This is a genomic window from Limnobaculum parvum (assembly GCF_003096015.2).
GTDB lineage: Bacteria > Pseudomonadota > Gammaproteobacteria > Enterobacterales > Enterobacteriaceae > Limnobaculum > Limnobaculum parvum.
In genome coordinates, this window is record NZ_CP029185.2 from 3,240,289 (window position 1) to 3,262,894 (window position 22,606).

17 protein-coding genes are annotated in these 22,606 nt (G+C 48.9%); 12 read left to right on the forward strand and 5 right to left on the reverse strand.

The window, feature by feature from the left end; translation table 11 throughout:
- Positions 1 to 18: 18 nt before the first annotated feature.
- Positions 19 to 4,194: an autotransporter outer membrane beta-barrel domain-containing protein gene (locus HYN51_RS13545; protein WP_157953048.1), complete on the reverse strand. Its 4,176-nt coding sequence runs from the start codon at positions 4,192 to 4,194 to the stop codon at positions 19 to 21.
- Between the two features lie 631 nt (positions 4,195 to 4,825).
- Between HYN51_RS13545 and HYN51_RS13550 the strand changes: the two genes are divergently transcribed.
- The 5 genes from HYN51_RS13550 to fis all read left to right on the forward strand — a co-directional run bounded on the left by HYN51_RS13550 (position 4,826) and on the right by fis (position 9,084).
- On the forward strand, positions 4,826 to 5,071 hold the full coding sequence (locus HYN51_RS13550) for a YhdT family protein (RefSeq protein WP_108900506.1): 246 nt from the start codon (positions 4,826 to 4,828) through the stop codon (positions 5,069 to 5,071).
- Positions 5,061 to 6,509 carry a sodium/pantothenate symporter gene (panF, locus tag HYN51_RS13555; RefSeq protein ID WP_108900507.1) on the forward strand — a complete coding sequence of 483 codons (1,449 nt, stop codon included), beginning with the start codon at positions 5,061 to 5,063 and terminating at the stop codon, positions 6,507 to 6,509. Before HYN51_RS13550 ends, panF begins: the two co-directional genes overlap by 11 nt.
- Positions 6,510 to 6,556: 47 nt before the next feature.
- A complete protein-coding gene (gene prmA / locus HYN51_RS13560) occupies positions 6,557 to 7,447 on the forward strand; it encodes a 50S ribosomal protein L11 methyltransferase (protein WP_108900508.1) in 891 nt (296 codons plus the stop codon).
- A gap of 351 nt (positions 7,448 to 7,798) precedes the next feature.
- On the forward strand, positions 7,799 to 8,806 hold the full coding sequence (gene dusB / locus HYN51_RS13565) for a tRNA dihydrouridine synthase DusB (protein ID WP_108900509.1): 1,008 nt from the start codon (positions 7,799 to 7,801) through the stop codon (positions 8,804 to 8,806).
- Complete coding sequence (gene fis / locus HYN51_RS13570) at positions 8,788 to 9,084, forward strand: DNA-binding transcriptional regulator Fis (RefSeq protein WP_029096993.1); 297 nt, start codon at positions 8,788 to 8,790, stop codon at positions 9,082 to 9,084. The genes dusB and fis overlap by 19 nt, the downstream gene beginning before the upstream one ends.
- 226 nt (positions 9,085 to 9,310) lie before the next feature.
- Here fis and HYN51_RS13575 read toward each other — a convergent pair whose 3' ends face one another.
- Positions 9,311 to 10,009 carry an RluA family pseudouridine synthase gene (locus HYN51_RS13575; RefSeq protein ID WP_108900510.1) on the reverse strand — a complete coding sequence of 233 codons (699 nt, stop codon included), beginning with the start codon at positions 10,007 to 10,009 and terminating at the stop codon, positions 9,311 to 9,313.
- Positions 10,010 to 10,197: 188 nt separating this feature from the next.
- Here HYN51_RS13575 and HYN51_RS13580 point away from each other — a divergent pair, with 188 nt between their 5' ends.
- A complete protein-coding gene (locus HYN51_RS13580) occupies positions 10,198 to 10,680 on the forward strand; it encodes a cold-shock protein (protein WP_108900511.1) in 483 nt (160 codons plus the stop codon).
- Between the two features lie 255 nt (positions 10,681 to 10,935).
- Here HYN51_RS13580 and HYN51_RS13585 read toward each other — a convergent pair whose 3' ends face one another.
- Both HYN51_RS13585 and HYN51_RS13590 read right to left on the reverse strand, forming a co-directional pair.
- A complete protein-coding gene (locus HYN51_RS13585) occupies positions 10,936 to 12,303 on the reverse strand; it encodes an NCS2 family permease (RefSeq protein WP_108900512.1) in 1,368 nt (455 codons plus the stop codon).
- A 230-nt stretch (positions 12,304 to 12,533) separates the two neighbouring features.
- Positions 12,534 to 12,860, reverse strand: a complete 327-nt coding sequence (locus tag HYN51_RS13590; RefSeq protein ID WP_108900513.1) for a 1,4-dihydroxy-2-naphthoate prenyltransferase — start codon at positions 12,858 to 12,860, stop codon at positions 12,534 to 12,536.
- Positions 12,861 to 13,185: 325 nt separating this feature from the next.
- On the opposite strand from HYN51_RS13590, the gene kdpF reads away from it, so the two are divergent.
- From kdpF to kdpE, 6 genes are read left to right on the forward strand one after another with little or no spacing between them, the layout of a single operon-like run.
- Positions 13,186 to 13,275 (forward strand): K(+)-transporting ATPase subunit F, encoded by a 90-nt coding sequence (kdpF, locus tag HYN51_RS16835; RefSeq protein ID WP_108900514.1) that lies wholly within the window; start codon positions 13,186 to 13,188, stop codon positions 13,273 to 13,275.
- Complete coding sequence (gene kdpA, locus HYN51_RS13600) at positions 13,275 to 14,951, forward strand: potassium-transporting ATPase subunit KdpA (RefSeq protein ID WP_108900515.1); 1,677 nt, start codon at positions 13,275 to 13,277, stop codon at positions 14,949 to 14,951. The genes kdpF and kdpA overlap by 1 nt, the downstream gene beginning before the upstream one ends.
- Before the next feature lie 29 nt (positions 14,952 to 14,980).
- A complete protein-coding gene (gene kdpB, locus HYN51_RS13605; RefSeq protein WP_108900516.1) occupies positions 14,981 to 17,047 on the forward strand; it encodes a potassium-transporting ATPase subunit KdpB in 2,067 nt (688 codons plus the stop codon).
- Positions 17,048 to 17,070: 23 nt separating this feature from the next.
- Positions 17,071 to 17,649 carry a potassium-transporting ATPase subunit KdpC gene (gene kdpC, locus HYN51_RS13610; RefSeq protein WP_108900517.1) on the forward strand — a complete coding sequence of 193 codons (579 nt, stop codon included), beginning with the start codon at positions 17,071 to 17,073 and terminating at the stop codon, positions 17,647 to 17,649.
- A gap of 8 nt (positions 17,650 to 17,657) precedes the next feature.
- Positions 17,658 to 20,357, forward strand: coding sequence for a two-component system sensor histidine kinase KdpD (kdpD, locus tag HYN51_RS13615; RefSeq protein ID WP_108900518.1), 2,700 nt, complete (start codon positions 17,658 to 17,660; stop codon positions 20,355 to 20,357).
- Positions 20,354 to 21,043 (forward strand): two-component system response regulator KdpE, encoded by a 690-nt coding sequence (gene kdpE, locus HYN51_RS13620; protein ID WP_108900519.1) that lies wholly within the window; start codon positions 20,354 to 20,356, stop codon positions 21,041 to 21,043. Before kdpD ends, kdpE begins: the two co-directional genes overlap by 4 nt.
- Here kdpE and HYN51_RS13625 read toward each other — a convergent pair.
- The gene (locus HYN51_RS13625) at positions 21,033 to 22,487 is read right to left on the reverse strand and encodes an aminotransferase-like domain-containing protein (RefSeq protein WP_108900520.1); all 1,455 of its coding nucleotides are present in this window, start codon (positions 22,485 to 22,487) and stop codon (positions 21,033 to 21,035) included. The genes kdpE and HYN51_RS13625 overlap by 11 nt on opposite strands.
- Positions 22,488 to 22,606 lie beyond the last annotated feature (119 nt).

Genomic DNA, 22,606 nt, shown 5'->3' on the forward strand with positions numbered 1-22,606 from the left:
AAGAAAGAAAAATGGTGCCTACCACGCGAATGATCCTCCAACTTGCCCGCCATAGCCGTAATAACGATCGCCAGTTTCACCTGTCACTTGTACCCAGAATGACCATTTTTTAGCATGTTCGCCAGCGATGCCCAGTTTAGCTTCGGCAGTATTAGCAGGTTTGTTCCAATCGATGATGTCACCGTTCATCTTAACGCCGTCTTTTGCTGGGGTATGCCACCAGTTGGCTTCAACATAAGGGCGTACGATTAACCCGCCTTCTACATCATACATACCTTGGAGCCGTCCACCCGCACGCGTGATAACACTATTGTCATCGGGAAAGCTTATGCGCGTTCCGCCGGTTTCAGTAAAGGAACTGGCACTGTAGTTTTGGTAGATGGCCTGAAGTTGCGGTTCAAAAGATAAGTGCCAGTTTTGCGACTGGGCAATACCGAAACCGTAACCCGCTTCAAGAGAAGCCGAGAAGGTATTGGCATGATAATTTTCCGATGCCAGACCATTACCGGTTACCGAGTTTGAGAACCAGCCATATTGCAGCCACGTATCCACATAAGGGCCGCTACTCCCTTTGGGATCCTCCATCCAAGTTGCGTAAGCACCAACGCTGCTGCCGTCAACATTCCCGTCGGCCGTCATGGAACTGTTCACACTCGATCGGGAATCGATATCAGCCCGGCCAAAACCGACCATCGCCCCGGTTTTAAAACGCCCCGCCGGCATGATGGAGTCAAACAAATCCACGCCAATTTGAGTGGCGACGGTCGTCGACTCGACAGACAGCGAATCGGAACCGGCTTTCGCCTTGGTTTTATACCCTATCACCCGCGCCCATGCTGCCCGATCGTTGTCTTGCATGGCGCTTAAGCCTTGCCCCTCTCTATCGCGGAAGGTCAACAGAAACATGGATTGAGCCGTTTGTCTGTTATCAATATAAGCACCGCCCTCAGGACGGAAAAACGGTGTTGGGGTGGAATCCGGTGAGGAATTTACGAATGAACTCAAGTACCAATCATTGATATTACCGCCAGTGCCATCAGTGCCGCCACGCAGCAAAGAGTAATCATAAGCGCCGATAGCCAATGTGCCCTGCCCTGCGCGATAACCACTAGAGAGAGGATCCACGATGAAAGCATCACGTCCAGTCTCCGCCCCATTGGTCGTTTCCACGATTCTGATGCCGGTGACGGTAGCCGCACCGGTTCCATTCGTATTTCTGACGATGACCGATGTGGTACCGGATGTGGTACCTCCATTCAGAATGAGCCTATCGGTCTGTGCATTATCCGATGCCAGCTCTGTGTTGATAAGCAATTTGCCGCCGTTGGAGGTCAAACCGTTGGTAACGGTAAGAGTATTTCCGGTGGTCGTACCCGCAAGCTGAATCACCCCGCTATTGGTTAATGAACCGATAGCCAGGTTGGAGACCGGGTCACCGCCATGTCCAGAAAGAGCGTTCAGCGCAGCAATGTTCCCTTGGTTATTGACGGGCCCCATGACGGTACCCGTGCCGGAAAGATAAGCGCCCGAAGCAATATGTACATTGCCTCCGATGAGACTACCCGTCATGGTCGCATCACCTGCAATCAAGGTGCCCGCCGTAATATCCGTTAGACCAGAGAAACCCGACAGTGCCTGATCCACCGTCAGGACAGAGGATCCGCTTTTCTGAACGCTGCCCGACCCGGTGACCGAGGTCGCTAGCTGCCAGTCGCTATTAGCAATAGCGTCGAAAATACCGTTAGCGCTGATTGTCGCACTGCCCAGCGCGGCCTGAGTATCAACATGCATCACTGCTCCGGGGGCTATATCGAATACCCCGCTGAACAGGCCATTGTTACCAGCAATGTATACATTGGCAGCATCCTGAAACCGCACCGTTCCCTCACCAACAAAAGAGGCTAACGAGGTACCGTTTGGAACCGCTGTCCAACCGCTATTAACGGCTGCATTGCTGCCAAAGGTGAATAGACCATCAGCATGGGTAAAGGCAATTTGCTGGGCAGCATCAAAAGCGGCTGCCGCATTGGCAATGATTTCGGTGGCATTACCAATATTCAAGCTTCCGGCAAAACCCGGCTGCGTGCCATTAACATGGAGAGTACTGTCAGCTACGCTAATGGTGCCAGAGCCGAAAAGCGTATTGGCTTCAATACCGCCGCCATAACGGTCACCGCTTACCCGTTGGCTGTCCGTGATAGATAGCGTAGAAGCACCTGAAATGACAATTTGAGCACCAGCCTCCGAGTTAAGGGCACCTACTGATTGTGAACGACCATTCATATCCACAACGGAGTTGGTAAATACGTCAAGATGGGAGCTGAGCCCAAGCACATTCTCCGCCATAAACTGTAGCGTACCGGTACGAGCGAAGGTTGCGCCCGTATAGTCATTCAGCGGATTAGAAAGCGAGACCAGCGCACCAAGGCCTGCCTCGATAGCAAGGTCACCCGTGCCGGTAATTTTTGCCGACATATCGGTGGCTGGGCCGGTCGCGTTGACCGCAGGCGTGAGGATCAGGGCATTAACATCGGTGCCGAACAGATCCAAGGTTTTCAGACCATAACTAATATAGAGCCCGTCGCCATCGCTGCCAGAGGACATACGATAATCGTAAGTACCGATGGCGACAGTCTGGCTATTTTGCTCAATCGGGAGCGTCTGTGCATTGGAAATCGGCAAGCCGTTCTGGTCGATTAATGCGAGCCCACCGCCTGAGCCAATGAGAGAGCCTTGTGCGATGACCAATTTTTTGATGACGGGTGCATCATCCTGCTGAAGCAGTGGCAGTTCAGTATTCACGGTCGGTGAACTGTTGGTAAAGCTGCTTGGGATAAACGCCTGCACCGTGCCAATACCGGAAATATCAAGAGGGCCGGTTGTGGTGATGGTCGTCAGCGCACTCGGGGCTCCGAGGACAGAAGCATCAAACAGGGCCGTCCCCCCGTTGAACGAAAGACCATCAATGGTCTGATTGCCATTACCAACCGTCGTTAGATTCCCACTGTCGATGCGTAACATAGCATGAGTCAGAGCCGCCGTATTAACACCGGAAAGATCAAAACGGCCAAGTCCAAGTGCGACAGTTCCGCTAAAATCCGTACCGGCGGATGGGCTAAAGCTGAATGCGTCCGTTGCCGTAGCCATCACCGCATGCAAAATACCGGTGCCGGTTAGCACATTACCGTAAGCAAAGCCGCCGTTTATTGGCAATAGATTAAGCGTTCCATTTATTTGCGTCGATGCCGGGCCAAGATTACTCTGGGCCGTAACGGCGGCGGAACCACCAGACGCGATATCCCATAGACCGGTGAAAGTACCATTATTACCGGCAATGGCGGCATTAGCCCCTGTAATCCGGTTGGTGCCAGCGCCATTGATATTGCTGGCTAACGTGTCGTTATGACCAGAGACGACCAAGATACCGTCATTGCTTATACTATTGCTAAAAGAGCTGCCGTTGAAGCTCAAATCCAGAACGCCAGCCGCATTGATACCAACAGCACTGGTACCAAGCGATGCTGCATTGGCGGCATTGAGCGTTCCCATTTGTACCGTCGTTGCACCGGTAATAATATTGGTGCCCTGAAGCGTCCAAGTTGAGCCGGCGGCATCCACCATCAGGCTTTCAAAACCGCTTCCCGTGAGCGAACTGACCAGAGTCCCTGTGCTGTTGATACCGCCCTGAAGTAGGAGGGTATTGCCAGAAGCCATCTCAGTTTCAATATCGCCGTTAATAACAGAGGACGTTGCCAGAATAATCGCGTTGTTCGCCCCCGCAAATTTGATAGCCGTACCATCTGTGCCAGTAATAGTACCTGCGTTAATGATTGTTCCCGTATTGGCTGGGCCGAGGGTTTCAATCCCGATATAGCCCGAAATCACAGCGTCAGCACTATTATAGATTTTCATGCCCGTTCCACCGGCATAAATGCCATCATAGAGAGATGACAGACCTATGATCGAGCCGTTGTTAATAATAGTGGTATTATTTGAGAAGTGCAGGTTCAACCCGCGCCCTGCGGTAATCGTACCGTTATTGAGCAACACATTATTATTGCCAAAAATACTAATGGAGGCATTATTATTATTTGCAAGCAACGTTACGCCGGGATTGATAATCAGGCTGCTATTATCCAGCATAGGGTGAGCAATGATGGCACTATTTACTGAACCGGTGAGATTGGAAGTCACAACGAAAACTGTACCAAGCGTGTTATTAAGGTCGCATGTAAAATTACACCCCGCAGACGCGGAGGGAAGGTCTAGAGCAAAGCTGGATGATATTGTTCCTCCCAAAGTAAGAATGATAGCGCCTATTAGCGCCTCAGTTTTTTTCCTAACCATATGCATTTTCCTCTGTTATTCAAGTTACAAAAGAACTCTTTGACTGGCTATCATGCTGAAAGAAATAAATATTCTTCAAATCCAGACAAGTGAGTCGTATTCCGTCTTCTATGAAAGAAGCGTAAGCAGACATCGTTTTGGATGCCGGCTTCAAACCCCCACACTCCCCAAATTTTTTTACACGCGTATACGCCGTTCTAACCCGTTCCATCCTCTACGCCATAAGCGTTATATAAGAAACGGAGTAGCTAAATTTGGAATAGCACCAATGAATGTGTGGTTATTTTTATAGAATAACTGTAGCTCATATATAAATATAAACAGGTGGGATCTCATGATTTTTAGGCAAGACTATAACCAGCGGGGTTTTATCCAGACTCTCCTGCTACACAAAAAAGTCCTAGGCAAACGTATTCGTTTCCGTACAATTCTATCCTCTAGCTCATAACCTCTGACTGTGACCGTGATGGAGTACACATTGGATCCTCGTTTTCTTCAAGCTCATAAAGAAGCGCGCTGGGCAGTGTGGCTAACCATAGCCTACCTGATAGCCTGGACGCTGGCGGCCTATTTGCCAGACTCCCAACAGGGAATAACCGGATTACCTCACTGGTTTGAGATGGCCTGTTTGCTGATTCCTCTGGTTTTTATTCTCTTATGCTGGTGTATGGTGCGCTTTGTTTTCCGGGATATTCCGCTGGAGGATAATAACGATGCAACTTGATATTGTTCTGCCTCTGGTAGCCTATCTGGTGCTGGTGTTTGGGCTGTCGATTTACGCCTATACCAAACGTCAGAAAGGAAATTTTCTTAACGACTATTTCCTTGGCGATCGTTCCATGGGCGGATTTATTCTGGCAATGACCCTGACAGCTACCTATATCAGCGCCAGTTCGTTTATCGGTGGCCCCGGTGCCGCCTATAAGTACGGGCTGGGCTGGGTACTATTAGCCATGATTCAGTTGCCTGCGGTCTGGCTGTCACTCGGGGTATTGGGCAAAAAATTTGCCATTTTGGCCCGGCGTTACAACGCCGTAACCTTGAACGACGTGTTGTATGCCCGTTACAAAAGCAAAACGCTAGTCTGGTTTGCCAGCATCAGTTTGCTGTTAGCCTTTATTGGTGCAATGACGGTGCAGTTTATCGGTGGTGCGCGACTGCTGGAGACCGCCGCGGGAGTACCTTATGACATCGGTCTGTTGATCTTTGGTGTAACCATTGCGTTGTATACTGCTTTCGGTGGTTTCCGCGCCAGCGTATTAAATGATGCGCTGCAAGGGATGGTGATGTTGATTGGCGCCATTCTGCTTCTGATTGCAGTAATCTATGCCGCCGGGGGATTAGGTACCGCAGTAGATAAACTACAACAAATCGATCCTAAGCTGTTATCACCAACCGGAGTCGATGACTTTTTGTCCCTGCCGTTTATGGCGTCCTTCTGGATATTGGTCTGTTTTGGCGTCATTGGCTTACCACACACGGCGGTACGCTGTATTGCCTATAAAGACAGTAAAGCGGTACATCGCGGTATTATCATCGGTACCATCATCGTTGCTATTCTGATGTTCAGCATGCATTTGGCGGGGGCTTTAGGACGGGCTATTTTGCCTGACCTGACGATTCCCGACCAAGTGATCCCAACGCTGATGATAAAAGTTCTACCACCTATGGCCGCCGGTATTTTTCTAGCAGCACCGCTGGCGGCGATTATGTCCACCATTAATGCCCAGTTGCTTCAGTCAGCGGCGACGTTAATCAAAGACCTTTACCTCAGCCTAAAACCAGAACAGGCCAGCAATGAACGCCGTCTGGCGCGCATATCCAGCAGTGTGACCTTTATACTGGGACTGTTACTGATTCTGGCAGCCTGGCGCCCACCGGAAATGATTATCTGGTGGAACCTGTTAGCCTTTGGCGGGTTAGAGGCCGTATTCCTGTGGCCATTAGTCTTAGGTTTATACTGGGAGCGCGCTAATGCTCAGGGAGCGCTGTGCTCAATGGTTTGCGGTGCCGTGTGCTACGCAGTATTGGCCACCTTGAAAATCCAAATTTTTGACCTTCATCCTATCGTTCCGGCCTTAAGCATCGGCATTATTACCTTCCTGATAGGTAATAAACTGGGTGAACGTTCGGTCAGTGCACCGGTAATACCGGCAAAATAAACATTACACAACCGGGATAACTTGCTTATCCCTTAAAGAGAATTGCTATGCCTTGGATACAGCTAAAATTAAATACCACCGGTGATAAAGCGGAAGAGATTGGTGATGCACTGGTTGAGAGCGGTGCGGTTTCTGTCACTTTTCAGGATACCCACGACGTACCGGTTTTTGAGCCGCTACCGGGAGAGACCCGCCTGTGGGGTGATACCGACGTTATTGGCCTGTATGATGCAGAAACAGAGATGAAGCAAGTGGTTGCCATGCTGGAATACAACCCACTATTGGGCAACAGTTTTGTTCATAAAATCGAACAGTTGGAAGATAAAGACTGGGAGCGGGAATGGATGGATAACTTCCACCCAATGCGCTTTGGTGAACGGCTGTGGATCTGCCCAAGCTGGCGCGAAGTTCCTGATGCGAATGCAGTCAATGTGATGCTTGACCCAGGTTTGGCGTTCGGTACCGGTACTCACCCTACCACGGCACTTTGCTTGCAGTGGTTAGACAGCCTAGATCTGGCCGGTAAAACGGTGATCGATTTCGGCTGCGGCTCCGGTATCTTAGCCATCGCCGCCCTTAAATTAGGGGCAGCAAAAGCCATTGGAATTGATATCGATCCACAGGCCATTCAGGCCAGTCGCGATAACGCGCAACGTAACGGTGTCTCTGAACGCTTATCCCTCTATTTAGCGAAGGATCAACCTGAAAACCTGCTGGCCGACGTTGTGGTTGCTAACATCCTTGCTGGCCCGTTGAGAGAACTGGCACCGATTATCAGCCAACTGCCCGTGGTTGGCGGACACTTGGGCCTATCAGGCGTGCTAGCCACGCAAGCGGAAGGGGTGACTCAGGCTTATCAGGCCATGTTCCAACTCGACCCTGTTGCGGAAAAGGAAGAGTGGTGCCGTATCACCGGTGTAAAAACTCACGCTAACTGATTTAATTAAAAATTTAACAGAAGCAAGGGGTTGTCTGGTTACAGGTGACCCCTTCTGCTTTTATTTACTTATAATGCATCCTCCCCAAAATAGAGCTAGAGTAAGTTAATCCTCAGTCAATCGCCACAAAAAGCGTTGGAACACCGTCCTACCGTGCTGAATTATTCCAAACGCCTCTGAAACAGAAATTAAAAATAACTCATTGTTAAATATGAATAATAATTTAATAATCACGGTGAGGTTTTCATTTCTTTGATTTTAGTCGTCGATTGTTCAAAGTTTGTCCTTTCATCTGGTTCAAAAAATGCGTAATATACGCGCCCTTGCAGACATATATGGTCTTCGTTGTCGATGCGCATTGGTAACCTTCAGCTAACAAATCGTTTAATTGCCGCGCCAATGGCGGGAATAACAGATCGTCCTTTTAGAACGATGTGTTATGCGATGGGAGCTGGAATGACCGTTTCGGAAATGCTCTCTTCCAACCCGGAAGTTTGGCGTACCGATAAGTCGAGATTACGCATGGTACACCTTGATGAGCTCGGTATTCGGGCTGTTCAAATCGCCGGATGCGATCCGGAAGATATGGCGGCAGCGGCGCGCATCAATGTGGAAAACGGAGCACAGCTTATTGATATCAATATGGGCTGTCCGGCCAAAAAAGTTAACCGCAAGCTGGCAGGATCTGCACTGTTGCAGTATCCGGAGCTGGTTGGGAAGATCCTTAGTGCTGTGGTGAACGCCGTTGACGTTCCGGTCACATTAAAGATCCGCACCGGCTGGGATCCGGAAAACCGTAACTGTGTTGAAATTGCCCAACTGGCAGAACGCAGTGGTATTCAGGCCATTACCATACATGGACGTACTCGTCGTTGTTTATTCAACGGTGAGGCTGAATATGACAGCATTCGATCGGTTAAGCAGAACGTAGATATTCCGGTTATCGCTAACGGGGATATCACCGACCCGCATAAAGCCAGAACCGTTTTGGACTATACCGGAGCCGATGCTCTGATGATAGGACGAGCGGCTCAGGGAAGACCTTGGATCTTCCGGGAAATCCAGCATTATCTGGACACTGGGGAGCTGTTACCACCAATGCCACTCGGCGAAGTGGAACGCTTGTTAACCTCGCATGTGAGAGAATTGCACGACTTTTATGGTCAGGGCAAAGGACTCCGCATCGCACGTAAGCACGTCTCCTGGTACTTGCAGGAACATGCCCCAAATGACCAGTTTCGGCGCACCTTCAATGCAATCGAGAATGCCAATGAGCAACTGGATGCACTGGGGGCATATTTTGAAATTTTGCCTAAACAGATAGAAGAGCTAACAGAACTATGTTCGAACAACGCGTAAATTCTGACGTATTAACCGTCGCTACCGTAAATTCACAAGACCAGGTCACTCAAAAACCTCTGCGTGATTCGGTTAAACAGGCATTAAAGAACTACTTTGCTCAGCTTAACGGTCAAGACGTTAACGATCTTTATGAACTGGTACTGGCCGAAGTTGAACAACCTCTGTTGGATATGGTTATGCAGTACACTCGCGGTAACCAGACCCGCGCTGCAACCATGATGGGTATCAACCGTGGTACTCTGCGCAAGAAACTAAAAAAATACGGTATGAACTGATACTAGTCAGTTAACTGATTGATAAGAAGGTGCTTATGCTGTTGGATAAGCACCTTTTTTATTAAAAGCGATCTGGCAGAAATTTGCATTTTTAATGCCGCAGTTTAAATTAACATCGACGAATGCCGAACTTTACGATCAAAACCATCCAATTAAACATTTCCGTATGAACTTCAGCACCACGTCAGACGTCTTCATAGCGACGTTATTACGGATACTTTTGCTTTCAGAACGGGCTGGCATGATGGGCTTTGACCCACTCTTCGCTGACGGGGTGAACAAAATGCAGCTCACTGGCGTGCAACATCAGCCGTGGCGTCAATTCGGGGCTTAGTTGTCGGTGCCCGCCATACAGGTCGCAGCCCAAAATAGGGTGACCCAACTGCTGACAGTGAATGCGGAGTTGATGAGTCCGTCCGGTCTCTGGGGTTAACGCTACCCGCGTCAATGGCAGTAACGCCCCGTCTTCCAACTTATGATAAAAGCGCTCAACGACCTGATAGCAAGAACGAGCGGGCTTGCCGTGGATGGCGCAAATTGACATCAGCGGGAACAACGCTGGGTCTTTGGCAATCGCAGCATCTATCACCCCTTCATTGTTGTCCAGATGTCCGCAGAGCAGTGCGCTATACACTTTGGTCACTGTGCGCTGGCTGAACTGTTGGCAGAGGGAAGCATTTATGGCCTTATTACGGGCAATCACCATCAGCCCAGACGTACCAAAATCAAGGCGGTGGACCAGAGTACAGCCGGGGAATATCTGTACCAGACGATGATGCACTGAATCGAGATTTTGCGGATTTTTCCCCGAGAGGCTGAGCAACCCAGCAGGTTTATTGATAAGCACCAGATGATCGTCCTGATAGAGAATCTCTATCTTGTCACGGCACGGCGGGGCAATAAAGGTATCGATAATCTTAGACATCAGGTTACCCAGATGGAGTGTGGGTGCAGATGATAACGAATTTTAAACCGACTGGCGAATCTGGTCATTCCCTACGCATCCCAGAAATTTGTCATCTAGACTTAAACCAAAGACGTAGTCTGCGGAGCAATTGTGCTTTACACTGCGCGTTGCAAAAACTGAGTTAATAAACGATTAAGCAGGCGGTAATGGCGATGAATGGAACGATCACAACGTGGTTTGAAGATAAAGGTTTTGGATTTATCAAAGATGAAAACGGTGATAACCGTTATTTTCATGTGATTAAAGTCGCCAACCCTGAGCTGATTAAGAAAGATGCAGCAGTCACTTTCGAACCCGGCACGAATAACAAAGGTTTGTCAGCTCATTCAGTGAAAGTCGTACCGGAAAGCAAATACATCTATATCGCGGGTGAGCGTCTTAAACTTACATCTATCAAATCTTATCTGGTTTACAGCGAGGAAGTGTCAGCCGATCGCCATATTGATAAAGATAATGTGGTGTTGTCTGTGGGTATACTGATGAATAGTATCAGGCCGAAATCAGCCGTTAAACCTGATGAAATGCGTACGCTGAAAAAACTCGCGATCACCACCTTTCAGGGAACCACGTTAATCTTCTCGGAAGATGAGATAGACGTGGATGCTACGGTGAAGCTGCTCAAGGTCTGAAATAATTCCGACTGCAATAAACCACCCGGTAATGAAATCAGCATAATAGGCGAAAGGGACTAAAAACCCCTTTATCATCTAAAAAACAGAGCACCGCAGGCTATTTGCATCAAAGGAAGAGGAATCTGGAAAGGCAACACTCGGTGCAGATTTGAACACATCGTTCTTACGATCAGAATACCCATTGATGCTGATTAATTAGACTTCGCTGATTTACCCCAGATGCAATAAAACAGCGAAGCCAGTCAAACAGCGTTAGATCGCCCAACCGCCAACGTAGAAAGTGACCAACGCAGCAGCAATTAACACAATACTGATATTCAGCTTTCTCCACTCACCTGAGCAGATACGCCCAATCACCAGCGAGGCGAAGCCCAGCATAATACCGGTTACAATATTGGTAGTTAATACGATAAATACCGCACAAATCAACCCTGCCATCGCATCAACGAAATCGTCAAAGTCCAGACGGGCAACGTTACTCAGCATCAGTAAACCCACATACATTAACGCAGGTGCGGTGGCATAACCCGGTACCAGACCGGCTAACGGAGAGAAAAACAGCAGCAGCAGGAACAGTACACCAACCACCAGCGCCGTTAACCCAGTGCGCCCACCCGCCGCGGTACCGGCAGCTGATTCAATATAGACGGCAGCAGGAGATGCCCCAACCAGACCCGATAACATGCTGCTAACGGAGTCCGTCGTCAGCGCGCGACCACCGTTGATGATCTGCCCCTCTTTATCCAGCAGGTTAGCCTGACCGGCAACAGCACGGATAGTCCCGGTTGCGTCAAACACCGCGGTCATGACTAACGCCAGAATGCTCGGCAGAACCGTCAGTTGAAGGGCGCCCATAATGTCCAGACTGAAAATCAGTGAGGTACCATCTTTTGCCACTAAGGATGGCATCGAGCTCATGCCTTTATAAGTGACCGCCGGATCGAAGATCAAACCTAATACAGAAATCGCAACAATCACCAACAGAATGCCGCCCGGCACTTTCAAACGCTCTAAACCAATAATCACGGCCAAACCAATAAAGGCAATCATCACAGGAAAAGACGAGAAATCACCAAACTGTACCGGTAAACCCGCGCCCGGGTTTTTCACTACTGCACCAATACCGCTGGTCGCAATCATCAGTAGGAAAAGTCCGATACCAATACCGGTACCATGAGCGATACCAATAGGAATATTACGCAGAATCCATGCACGAATACCGGTAGCAGAGATCAGCGTAAACAGTACCCCCATCAGGAACACTGCCCCCAGCACGACAGGAATAGAAAGCCCCTGCCCTAACACCAAGCTAAACGCGGTAAATGCGGTCAGAGAAATAGCACAACCTACCGCCATAGGTAAGTTCGCCCACAGGCCCATGACTAAAGAACCCAACCCCGCAACCAGACAAGTAGCAACAAATACGGTTTCAACCGGAAAACCCGCTTGCCCTAACAGACTCGGAACCACAACGATGGAATAAACCATCGCCAGAAAAGTTGTCAAGCCAGCCAAAACTTCCTGACGGACACTACTGTTCCGAGCAGAAATCTTAAAATAACGGTCAAGAGAACCTTTCTGATCGGAAGAACTCGTGTCCCGATCGTTAACATTCGACATTGGTGATGTCCTCAAAAGGAATAAAAAACAGTATAAATAGTTAAGGCAAACGATTATCTGAGCTTATATACCCCCATTTCAACTTTTATTATCAAATTTTGAGAGATTTTTACGTGGAAGGTAATTTGAGGAAATAAAAACCGCTTATTGTTGCGTTTTTTTATAAAAAAGCAGCAATAAGCGGACTAATAAACGTAGGACGGATAATGACTCTGAATGTTAGCCCAGAGTTAGTGCATCATCGACACACCCAAAAAGAACAGACAAATTAACAAAGGAAGACCTAAAAGTACCAGTTCAATAATTCTGACCACCGGATTAAGCTCCTCACCTTCCGGCAAACGATACAACGCAATGGCATTAGCCAAGACAGCGATAAATGCAATAGAGCCTGCCACAAAAACATCAACCAATACCACGCTTAATGTCCAGCCCAACTCATCACCAGCCAAACCAGATGCAAGCAATTTTTGATGCTGTGACCACTGCCATAGGTATAAGGCAAAAGGAACCAACAGGGATAAGATGCCTAAAATCCAGGAAATGCGTCTTAGCATAGCAAAAACCTTAAATTAGAATAAAAAATGAAATTAACTCAAAAGAAATCAATAATTGCTTAGAATTGGCCCTGTTACTACTGACTCTGAATTCTATGTTGAGAACCCCGCTACTATAACAACTAATAGCCCTTGGGAAATCCCCTGAAATGAGGAATTCGCTCACCACCGCCGCCAAGCCCCTTTCTACATACAGCTAACCTACCGTTATCTTGCTATTTTTATATTATTTTTACGCTTTTCAAATATCTTTTATCAAAATCTTTGCATCCTAACCGCTACCCTTTCTTAAACTACCAATAAATATTCCATTCAGGAAATGATCATGAGCCTAAGCCTTATTGTCGGGGTCATATTTGTTGTACTCCTCCTCGGCTACCTTATTTATGCGCTATTTCATGCGGAGGATTTCTAATGACCATCACTCTGCTACTCACTATCGGCGCATTTCTGGCCATATTAATCATTCTGTCCCTGCCATTAAGCCGCTTACTGGTCCGGCTAATTGACGGAGAGCTCCCTTATAACATCATGCAGATAGAAAAAAAGCTGTGGCGCCTCGGTACCGTTAAGCCGAAAGAGATGACTAAATATCAATATGCTCTCGCCATTGTGGTATTTAATCTCAGCGGGCTTATCTTGCTCTTTGTCTTGCTGATGACTCAAGCATGGCTCCCCCTCAATCCAGAAAAAATGCCCAACCTATCTTGGCATCTCGCGCTGAATACTGCCGTTAGCTTTGTCACTAATACCAACTGGCAGGCCTACAGCGGCGAAAATACCCTTAGCTATTTCAGCCAAATGGTTGGCTTAACGGTGCAAAACTTCTTATCCGCAGCAACCGGCATTGCCGTTGCGCTGGTATTTATCCGCGCCTTTAGCCGCAAATTATCGCCCAGTGTCGGTAATGCCTGGGTCGATTTGACGCGAATTGTTATTTATCTTCTGTTACCGCTCTCTTTGCTGCTGGCGCTATTTTTTGTCAGCCAGGGCGTTCTCCAAAATGTCAGCCCTTACCTTCATCTGACTACATTAGAAGGAGCATCTCAAGTTCTGCCGATGGGGCCAGTTGCTTCACAGGAAGCAATAAAATTATTGGGAACTAACGGCGGTGGATTCTTTGGCGCTAATTCTGCTCACCCATTTGAAAACCCAACCGCACTCAGCAACATGGTACAAATGCTGGCAATACTCCTTATCCCTTGTGCATTGTGTATGGCTTTTGGCCGCGCCGTTGGTGACACCCGCCAAAGTAATGCGCTGCTATGGTGTATGTCGTTAATCTTTATCGTGGCGGTTATTGCAGTTTTTTATGCCGAATTGAATGGCCCTGATTACCTGACGGCCTTAGGATTAAACAACAGCATTAATATGGAGGGGAAAGAGAGCCGTTTTGGTTTAATTGCCTCTGCACTATACGCAGTGGTCACCACGGCAGCTTCATGCGGAGCGGTTAATGCCACGCATGATTCCTTCACCGCACTTGGCGGGATGGTGCCTCTGTGGCTCATGCAAATTGGTGAGGTGATATTTGGCGGCGTTGGTTCAGGACTTTACGGCATGTTGCTGTTTGTTTTGCTGACGGTGTTTGTCTCCGGGTTAATGATTGGCCGTAGCCCCGAGTATTTAGGCAAAAAGATCGAAAGTTTTGAAATAAAAATGACCGCCTTAGCGATACTGGTCACACCAACGCTGGTACTGGTAGGTACTGCACTGGCGGTAAGCGTCGATGCAGGTAAAACTGCGATTCTCAACCCCGGTGCTCACGGTTTTACCGAAATTTTGTATGCCCTATCTTCCGCCGCCAACAATAACGGTAGCGCTTTTGCCGGACTTAGCGTCAATACCCCATTCTATAACCTGCTACTGGCGCTGGTGATGCTAGCGGGCCGTTTTGGCGTCATTGTACCAGTACTCGCCATTGCCGGGTCACTGGCAGAAAAGAAACAGCAACCGACCAGCAGTGGAACATTGCCCACTCACGGCCCCATCTTTATCTGCCTGTTAATTGGCACCATTTTGCTGGTCGGCGCGCTGACTTTTGTTCCAGCACTAGCTCTGGGGCCGGTTGCTGAATATCTTCAGTTTTAATTCCGCAGATAAATCAAAGAGAAATCATTATGACTCGTCAACACAACACATTATTTGCGGCCAAACTGGTACGGCAATCGCTGAAGGAAGCGGTAAAAAAACTGGATCCCCGCATTCAATGGCGTAATCCCGTGATGTTTGTGGTCTATTTGGGTAGCCTGATAGCCACAGTCATCTGGCTGGCGATCCTCGCGGGTGCCGCTGACGGAAATGCCCTCTTTACCGGCAATATTGCCCTATGGCTGTGGTTTACCGTGCTGTTTGCCAATTTGGCTGAAGCGCTGGCTGAAGGCCGTAGCAAAGCACAGGCAGAAAGCCTAAAAGGCGTGAAAAAAACCAGTTGGGCGACCCGATTATCGGAACCTCATCCTGACGCATCTTCTGAACAAGTCACCTCAGAACAATTACAAAAAGGGGATATCGTGCTGGTTAAAGCCGGGGAAACTATTCCCTGTGATGGGGAGATCCTTGAGGGGGGTGCATCCGTTGATGAAAGTGCTATCACCGGTGAGTCTGCCCCGGTGATTCGCGAAGCGGGCGGTGACTTCTCCTCCGTTACCGGAGGTACCCGATTGCTGTCTGACTGGTTAATGATTCGCAGTACCGTCAATCAGGGAGAAACCTTCCTTGATAGAATGATCGCCATGGTTGAGGGCGCAAAACGGCGTAAAACCCCCAATGAAGTCGCACTAAGCATTTTGCTGATTGCATTAACCATCGTATTTTTAGTGGCAACGGTCACTATCCTGCCATTTTCTATCTTCAGCGTTGAAAACAGCCATTCGGGAACGGCGGTTGGGATTATTACCCTGATTGCGCTATTAGTTTGCCTGATCCCTACCACCATTAGCGGTTTACTGTCTGCTATTGGCGTTGCCGGAATGAGCCGAATGCTGGAAGCCAATGTTATCGCCACCAGCGGCCGTGCCGTTGAAGCCGCTGGTGATGTCGATGTTTTACTGCTAGATAAAACCGGAACGATCACGCTGGGGAACCGTCAGGCATCCGAATTTTTACCGGCCCCCGGAGTCAATGAAAAAGCCTTGGCCGATGCCGCCCAGCTCGCCTCACTGGCGGATGAAACACCAGAAGGCCGCAGTATTGTGATACTGGCAAAACAGCGCTTTAATCTGCGTGAACGAGATATCAGCAGCCTGAATGCCTCTTTTATTCCTTTCTCGGCTCAAACCCGAATGAGCGGCGTTAATATTCAAGATAGAAAAATACGCAAAGGCGCCGTTGATGCCATTCGTAACTATATGCAGTCCAATCATGTGGCTTTTCCTGCTGAGGTCAACGAACTGGTAGAGCGAGTGGCTCGTACTGGTGGGACGCCGTTAGTCGTGGCGGATAACCTCACCGTTTTAGGTGTTGTGGCCCTGAAAGATATTGTCAAAGGCGGCATCAAAGAGCGTTTCGCCCAGTTACGACTGATGGGAATAAAAACCGTGATGATCACCGGTGACAATCATCTGACCGCCGGTGCCATTGCCGCAGAAGCCGGTGTAGATGATTTTCTCTCGGAGGCAACGCCAGAGGCGAAATTAGCCCTCATCCGTCAATATCAGGCAGAAGGTCGGTTGGTCGCCATGACCGGAGACGGCACTAACGATGCCCCTGCGCTTGCTCAGGCCGATGTAGCCGTTGCTATGAACTCAGGCACTCAGGCAGCCAAAGAGGCGGGAAACATGGTGGATCTGGACTCAAACCCCACCAAACTGATTGAAGTGGTACACATAGGCAAACAGATGCTAATGACCCGAGGCGCATTGACCACGTTTAGTCTCTCCAATGATGTTGCCAAATATTTTGCCATTATCCCGGCCGCATTTGCGGCCACTTATCCTCAACTTAATATGCTGAATATTATGCATTTGAGTACGCCAACCTCTGCCATTCTCTCTGCGGTGATCTTTAATGCTCTAATTATTATTTTTCTGATTCCGCTGGCATTAAAAGGCGTGAGCTATAAATCAATGACGGCTTCGGCATTGTTACGCCGCAATTTATTTATCTATGGATTTGGCGGTCTGCTGGTTCCGTTTATTGGTATCAAGCTGCTCGATATGTTGTTAACCCTGATTGGTCTGGCATAACGCCTCAAACTGGATACCTGTATATGAACTATTTACGTCCTTCTATCGTACTCTTGTTATTTCTAACACTGGCTACCGGCCTGATTTATCCTCTCGTCGTAACCGGGCTGGCTCACCTGTTTTTCCCTCAACAGGCATACGGTTCGTTAATCACGGTACACAACAAAGTCATCGGCTCTGCCCTGATTGGTCAGACATTCAACCAAGCGGGCTATTTCAGCGGTCGCCCTTCTGCCACCGGTACTGAACCTTACAATCCGCTCTCTTCTGGAGCCAGTAATCTGGCGGGAAGCAATCCGTTGTTGAAACAGCGCATTAGTAACGATATCCAACGATTACAGTTGGCTAACCCCGATGCAAAAATTCCGGTTCCGGCTGAGTTGGTACTGGCGTCCGCCAGTGGATTAGATCCACATATTTCTCCACAAAGCGCCTATTTTCAGGTACCAAGAATCGCATCTATTCGCCATTTCTCACCTGAACAAGTTAGACAATTAATTAAATTGCATACACAAACACCGCTGAGTATTCTCGGTGAACCAGTGGTTAATGTACTCGAGCTGAATGTAGCTCTAGATAACGCAACTCAGGCGGGGCAATAAACATCGTTATGCCTAATAATGAAATCCAGCGGCCCGATCCGGACAAATTACTTGCCCAAGTGAATGAAGATACCCGTGGCAAGTTGAAAATCTTTTTTGGTGCCTGCGCCGGGGTAGGAAAAACCTATGCCATGCTACAGGAAGCACAGCGCCTAAGAGCTCAGGGTCTTGATGTGGTCGCGGGAATTATTGAAACCCACGGCCGTGATGAGACAGCCGCACTGCTGGATGGTTTAGAAACGCTGCCATTAAAGCGAATTCAACTGCGTAGCCACCAGATCAGAGAGTTCGATCTTGATGCCGCCCTTGCCCGCCACCCTGCAGTGATGCTGATTGATGAACTCGCCCATACCAACGCGCCGAGTTCTCGCCACCCTAAACGCTGGCAAGATGTGGAGGAGTTGTTAAATGCAGGCATTGATGTTTTCACTACCATCAATGTGCAGCATCTGGAAAGTTTGAATGATGTGGTTGGGGGGATTACCGGTATTCGAGTACGAGAAACCGTGCCAGACCATATGTTTGATGATGCCACCGACGTTATTCTGGTGGATATTCCACCGGACGATCTGCGCCAGCGCCTGAATGAAGGCAAGGTATATCTGCCCGGACAAGCCGAACGCGCCATTGAGCACTTCTTTCGTAAAGGAAATCTGATCGCCCTGCGAGAGCTGGCGCTGCGCCGAACCGCCGATCGGGTAGATGAACAGATGCAAGCCTACCGAAAATCCGGCGAGAAAGAGCGAGTGTGGCATACCCGAGATGCCATTTTGTTGTGCATCGGCCGTCATTCCGGCAGTGATAAACTGGTGAGAGCCGCCGCTCGACTGGCCGCAAAACTGGGTTGCATTTGGCATGCGGTGTATGTTGAAACACCAAGACTGCATAAAATGGCTAAAAACCAACGGCGTGCAATTCTAATGTCCCTTAAGCTGGCACAAGAGTTAGGCGCAGAGACGACAACCCTCTCCGATCCCAATGAGGAACAGGCTATCTTGCGCTATGCCCGGGAGCATAACCTAGGGAAAATTCTAATCGGACGCCGCAGTGAACAACGTTGGAAACTGCGGGGTAGCTTTGCCGATCGTCTGGGGAAATTAGGGCCAGACCTCGACCTCGTGATTATTGCCGTAGAAGATACCCCTCATCCATCACCTACTAAAGAGAGCGACAGCCGCCCCGCTACGGAAAAATGGCGACTGGAACTGTGCGGTGGTGCCGTTGCCATTCTACTCTGCTCTTTAATTACGCTGTTGGCACAATGGCAGTTGCCTATGTTCGATCTGGCAAACATTGTGATGATCTATTTGCTGGGCGTGGTCATTATTGCTCTGCTTTATGGCCGCTGGCCCTCTGTGTTTGCCACGGTGATCAACGTTGCCAGCTTCGATCTGTTTTTTGTTCAGCCCCGCTGGTCACTGTCAGTCACCGATGCGCAATATATCGTTACTTTCTGTGTCATGCTTTGTGTTGGTCTGGTGATCGGTAACCTCACTTCCGGCGTGCGCTATCAGGCTAAAGTCGCCAGACTGCGTGAACAGCGCGCCCGGCATATGTATGAAATGTCAAAAGTTCTCAGTCAGGCGCTGACCATTGAGGATATTGCTAAAAGTAGCGAACGCTTTATTAACGGCAGTTTTAATGCCAAGAGTGCGTTATTGCTACCGAATAGTAATAACCGGTTGCAGGAAGTGAAGTCAGACAATCAGCCATCGATGACCGTTGATGAATCCATCGCTCACTGGTGTTTTGATAAACGTCTGCCCGCAGGCTCAGGTACCGATACGTTACCCAGCGTTCCTTATCAGTTGCAGCCGTTAATAAGCCAAAATAGAACGCTGGGAGTTTTAGCCATTGAACCCACTAGCCTGAGACAGCTTATGGTGCCGGAGCAACAGCGGCTGCTCCAAACTTACAGCGTACTCATCTCTAACGCCCTTGAACGACTCGACTTGATTCACGCCGCCGAAGAAGCAAAGCTGAGTTCAGAACGAGAACAGTTGCGTAATTCTCTGCTGGCGGCACTATCCCACGATCTGCGAACCCCACTAACCGTGTTGTTAGGGCAAACAGAAATGCTGGCTTCCGATCTGAAAAAAAGCCACCATCCTCACTATCAGCAGGCCGAAAAGATCCGTCAGTACATTTTGAGTACCACTCAATTAGTCAATAACCTGCTGGATATGGCCCGCATCCAATCTGGCGGTTTTACGCTGAAAAAAGAGTGGCAATCACTGGAAGAGATCGTCGGCAGTGCGCTACATACGCTGGAAGGGATACTAGAAGAGAATCAATTGGTTATCCACATTCCCGCAGATTTACCGCTGATTAACTGCGATTCATCTCTGCTTGAGCGTGTTTTTCTTAATTTGCTGGAAAATGCGGTGAAGTATGCGGGGCCTCAAGCCACTATTAGTATCAGTGCCACGATTCAGTCGGAACAACAGGCCATTGAAGTTATCGTGCGAGATAACGGTACCGGTATTATTCACGGGCAAGAGCTAGCAATATTTGATAAGTTTTCCCGGGGCAACAAAGAGTCCGCCATTCATGGTATTGGGCTTGGTCTGGCAATTTGTCAGGCGATTATTCATTTGCATGGTGGTCGTATCCGTGCAGAAAATAATCCCGATGGCGGAGCCTGGTTTTACTTCACTTTACCTCTCGAGCCCCAACCCGAAATCATAACCAGTATGGAAGAATCATGACCCAACCCTCACTATCGATTCTTATCGTAGAAGATGAAAAAGAGATAAGGCGTTTTGTCCGGGCAGCACTGGAGAATGAAAACTGCCGAATTTACGAAAGTGAAACGTTGCAACGCGGACTCATGGAGGCGGCCACCCGTAAACCGGATCTGATCATTCTAGACTTGGGTCTGCCCGATGGTAACGGCCTAGACTTTATTCTCGATCTGCGTCAGTGGAGCTCGGTGCCCATTATTGTGCTTTCTGCTCGTATCGCTGAAGAGGATAAAGTACATGCACTGGATGCAGGTGCTGATGACTATCTGGTAAAGCCTTTTGGTATCAGCGAGCTCATGGCGCGCGTGCGGGTTGCATTACGGCATCGTTCCAATAGCGGTAAAGACGAGCCCATTATCACTTTTTCGAATATCCGCGTTGACTTAATCAATCGCCAAGTGCTGAAAGATGGGGCGGCGATTCATCTGACACCCATCGAATTTCGTCTGCTGGCGGAGCTATTGGCGAATACCGGCAAAGTGCTAACCCAGCGCCAGTTGCTCAACAGCGTTTGGGGGCCTAATAGCGTTGAGCATGGTCATTATTTACGCATCTATATGGGGCATCTGCGGCAGAAGCTGGAGCAGGACCCTGCCCGTCCAAAGCACCTGTTAACTGAAATCAGTGTCGGTTATCGCTTTATGCCTTGATTACTCCGGGCTCCGACGCCATTTCGCAGGCCAATTCTCCTACCCGTTTGATAGCCGCAATATAGTGCTCACTAAAGGTGTAACAATAGGAAAGACGAAATGCATTCGCGTAACGGCCACTGGGTGAAAACAGCATTCCCGGCGTCAGGCTGATATGTTCAGCCAGTGCCGCATGAAATAACTTTACACCATCAACGTTCAACGGAAGCTCCACCCATATGACAAAGCCCCCCGAAGGCTGAGTTGCCCGAGTTCCCTCGGGGAAATAGCGGGCGATCAATCCACGGGCTTCCTGCATCTGAAAGGCATAGCGTTTTCTCAACCCACGTAAATGGTGATCGTACCCACCCGTGGTGAGAAACTGCCCCAGCGTTTCCGCCAGAATAGCCGGTTCAGACATGGATGAGAGCGCTTTTAACCGACGCAATTTTTCTGCAAAACGCCCACCCGACATCCAACCAATGCGAAAATCTGCCGCCAGCGTTTTAGTAAAACTGGTACAAAAGATCACCCAGCCGTCTTTATCAAAAGCCTTGACCGCCGGTAGCGGGTCACCGAAAAACTGTAATTCCGAGTAAAGTCCATCTTCAATCATTGGAACCTGATATTGATTAACCAGCTTCGCTAAACGCTGTCGGGCTTCTATCGGCATACTGCAACCTAGAGGGTTTTGTACACTGGGCATGAGCATCAGAGCATCGATCTTCTTCTCTTTCAGCAGCACCTCAACGGCATCGACCGAGATACCATGCTGTGAATCAGTTGGAATCTCTACGGCATTAAGCCCCAGCATCGCCACCATAGAAATCATATAGAAGTAGGTTGGAGACTCCAGCCCGATACAATCCCCCGGCTTAGTTACCGCGCGAAGGGCCAATTGCAGCGCTTCCAAACAACCGTGGGTCAGAATAATGTCATCTGAGCTAAGGGACATCCCCAACAAAGGCGTTCTGCGAGCAATCTGTTGTCGCAGCCGTAGGCTGCCCGGTGGCAGGCTGTAGGTTCCTATCATATTAGGTCGGGAGCGTACTAATTGATTTAGGATACGGGACAGCTTCTTCGCCGGATAAAACGCTTCACCAACCGGGCAGGCTAAAGAGATGTCAGTAAATTTTGGATTTTGCTGTGCAGCAAAAACCATATCGATCAGATCCAGTACTTCCAACTTAGGAGAAGAGACGGGGGTAACCGGCATCGCGATTTTATTCACTTCCGGCAAACGTGCTCTAACGTAATAGCCCGACTGGGGACGCGCCTCAATAACGCCGCGATCCTCCAAATTCCGGTATGCCGCCAGTACCGTATTAATACTCACATTGCCATTACGCGCCGCATACCGAACAGAGGGTAGTCGATCGCCAGTTTGCAAAATACCACGACGAATTGACTCAATAACGCCATCAGCAACCTGCTGATATAAAGATAAATTATGGCTATCCGTCATGGTTTAACTCCGGGAAAAAGCCTGGATAACTCAATACGCTATCATAACTGTATCCATTAAAATATCAGTTTTCTGTATCTGTTACCTGAGGTATGTCGCCCCTATGATATCGTGACCTA

Coding starts and splice junctions, on each gene's coding strand:
- kdpC (WP_108900517.1), top strand. CDS start 17,071: ATGAACTATTTACGTCCTTCTATCGTACTCTTGTTATTTCTAACACTG.
- kdpB (WP_108900516.1), top strand. CDS start 14,981: ATGACTCGTCAACACAACACATTATTTGCGGCCAAACTGGTACGGCAA.
- panF (WP_108900507.1), top strand. CDS start 5,061: ATGCAACTTGATATTGTTCTGCCTCTGGTAGCCTATCTGGTGCTGGTG.
- kdpF (WP_108900514.1), top strand. CDS start 13,186: ATGAGCCTAAGCCTTATTGTCGGGGTCATATTTGTTGTACTCCTCCTC.
- HYN51_RS13625 (WP_108900520.1), bottom strand. CDS start 22,487: ATGACGGATAGCCATAATTTATCTTTATATCAGCAGGTTGCTGATGGC.
- kdpE (WP_108900519.1), top strand. CDS start 20,354: ATGACCCAACCCTCACTATCGATTCTTATCGTAGAAGATGAAAAAGAG.
- dusB (WP_108900509.1), top strand. CDS start 7,799: ATGCGCATTGGTAACCTTCAGCTAACAAATCGTTTAATTGCCGCGCCA.
- HYN51_RS13580 (WP_108900511.1), top strand. CDS start 10,198: ATGGCGATGAATGGAACGATCACAACGTGGTTTGAAGATAAAGGTTTT.
- prmA (WP_108900508.1), top strand. CDS start 6,557: ATGCCTTGGATACAGCTAAAATTAAATACCACCGGTGATAAAGCGGAA.
- fis (WP_029096993.1), top strand. CDS start 8,788: ATGTTCGAACAACGCGTAAATTCTGACGTATTAACCGTCGCTACCGTA.
- kdpD (WP_108900518.1), top strand. CDS start 17,658: ATGCCTAATAATGAAATCCAGCGGCCCGATCCGGACAAATTACTTGCC.
- kdpA (WP_108900515.1), top strand. CDS start 13,275: ATGACCATCACTCTGCTACTCACTATCGGCGCATTTCTGGCCATATTA.
- HYN51_RS13575 (WP_108900510.1), bottom strand. CDS start 10,009: ATGTCTAAGATTATCGATACCTTTATTGCCCCGCCGTGCCGTGACAAG.
- HYN51_RS13590 (WP_108900513.1), bottom strand. CDS start 12,860: ATGCTAAGACGCATTTCCTGGATTTTAGGCATCTTATCCCTGTTGGTT.
- HYN51_RS13585 (WP_108900512.1), bottom strand. CDS start 12,303: ATGTCGAATGTTAACGATCGGGACACGAGTTCTTCCGATCAGAAAGGT.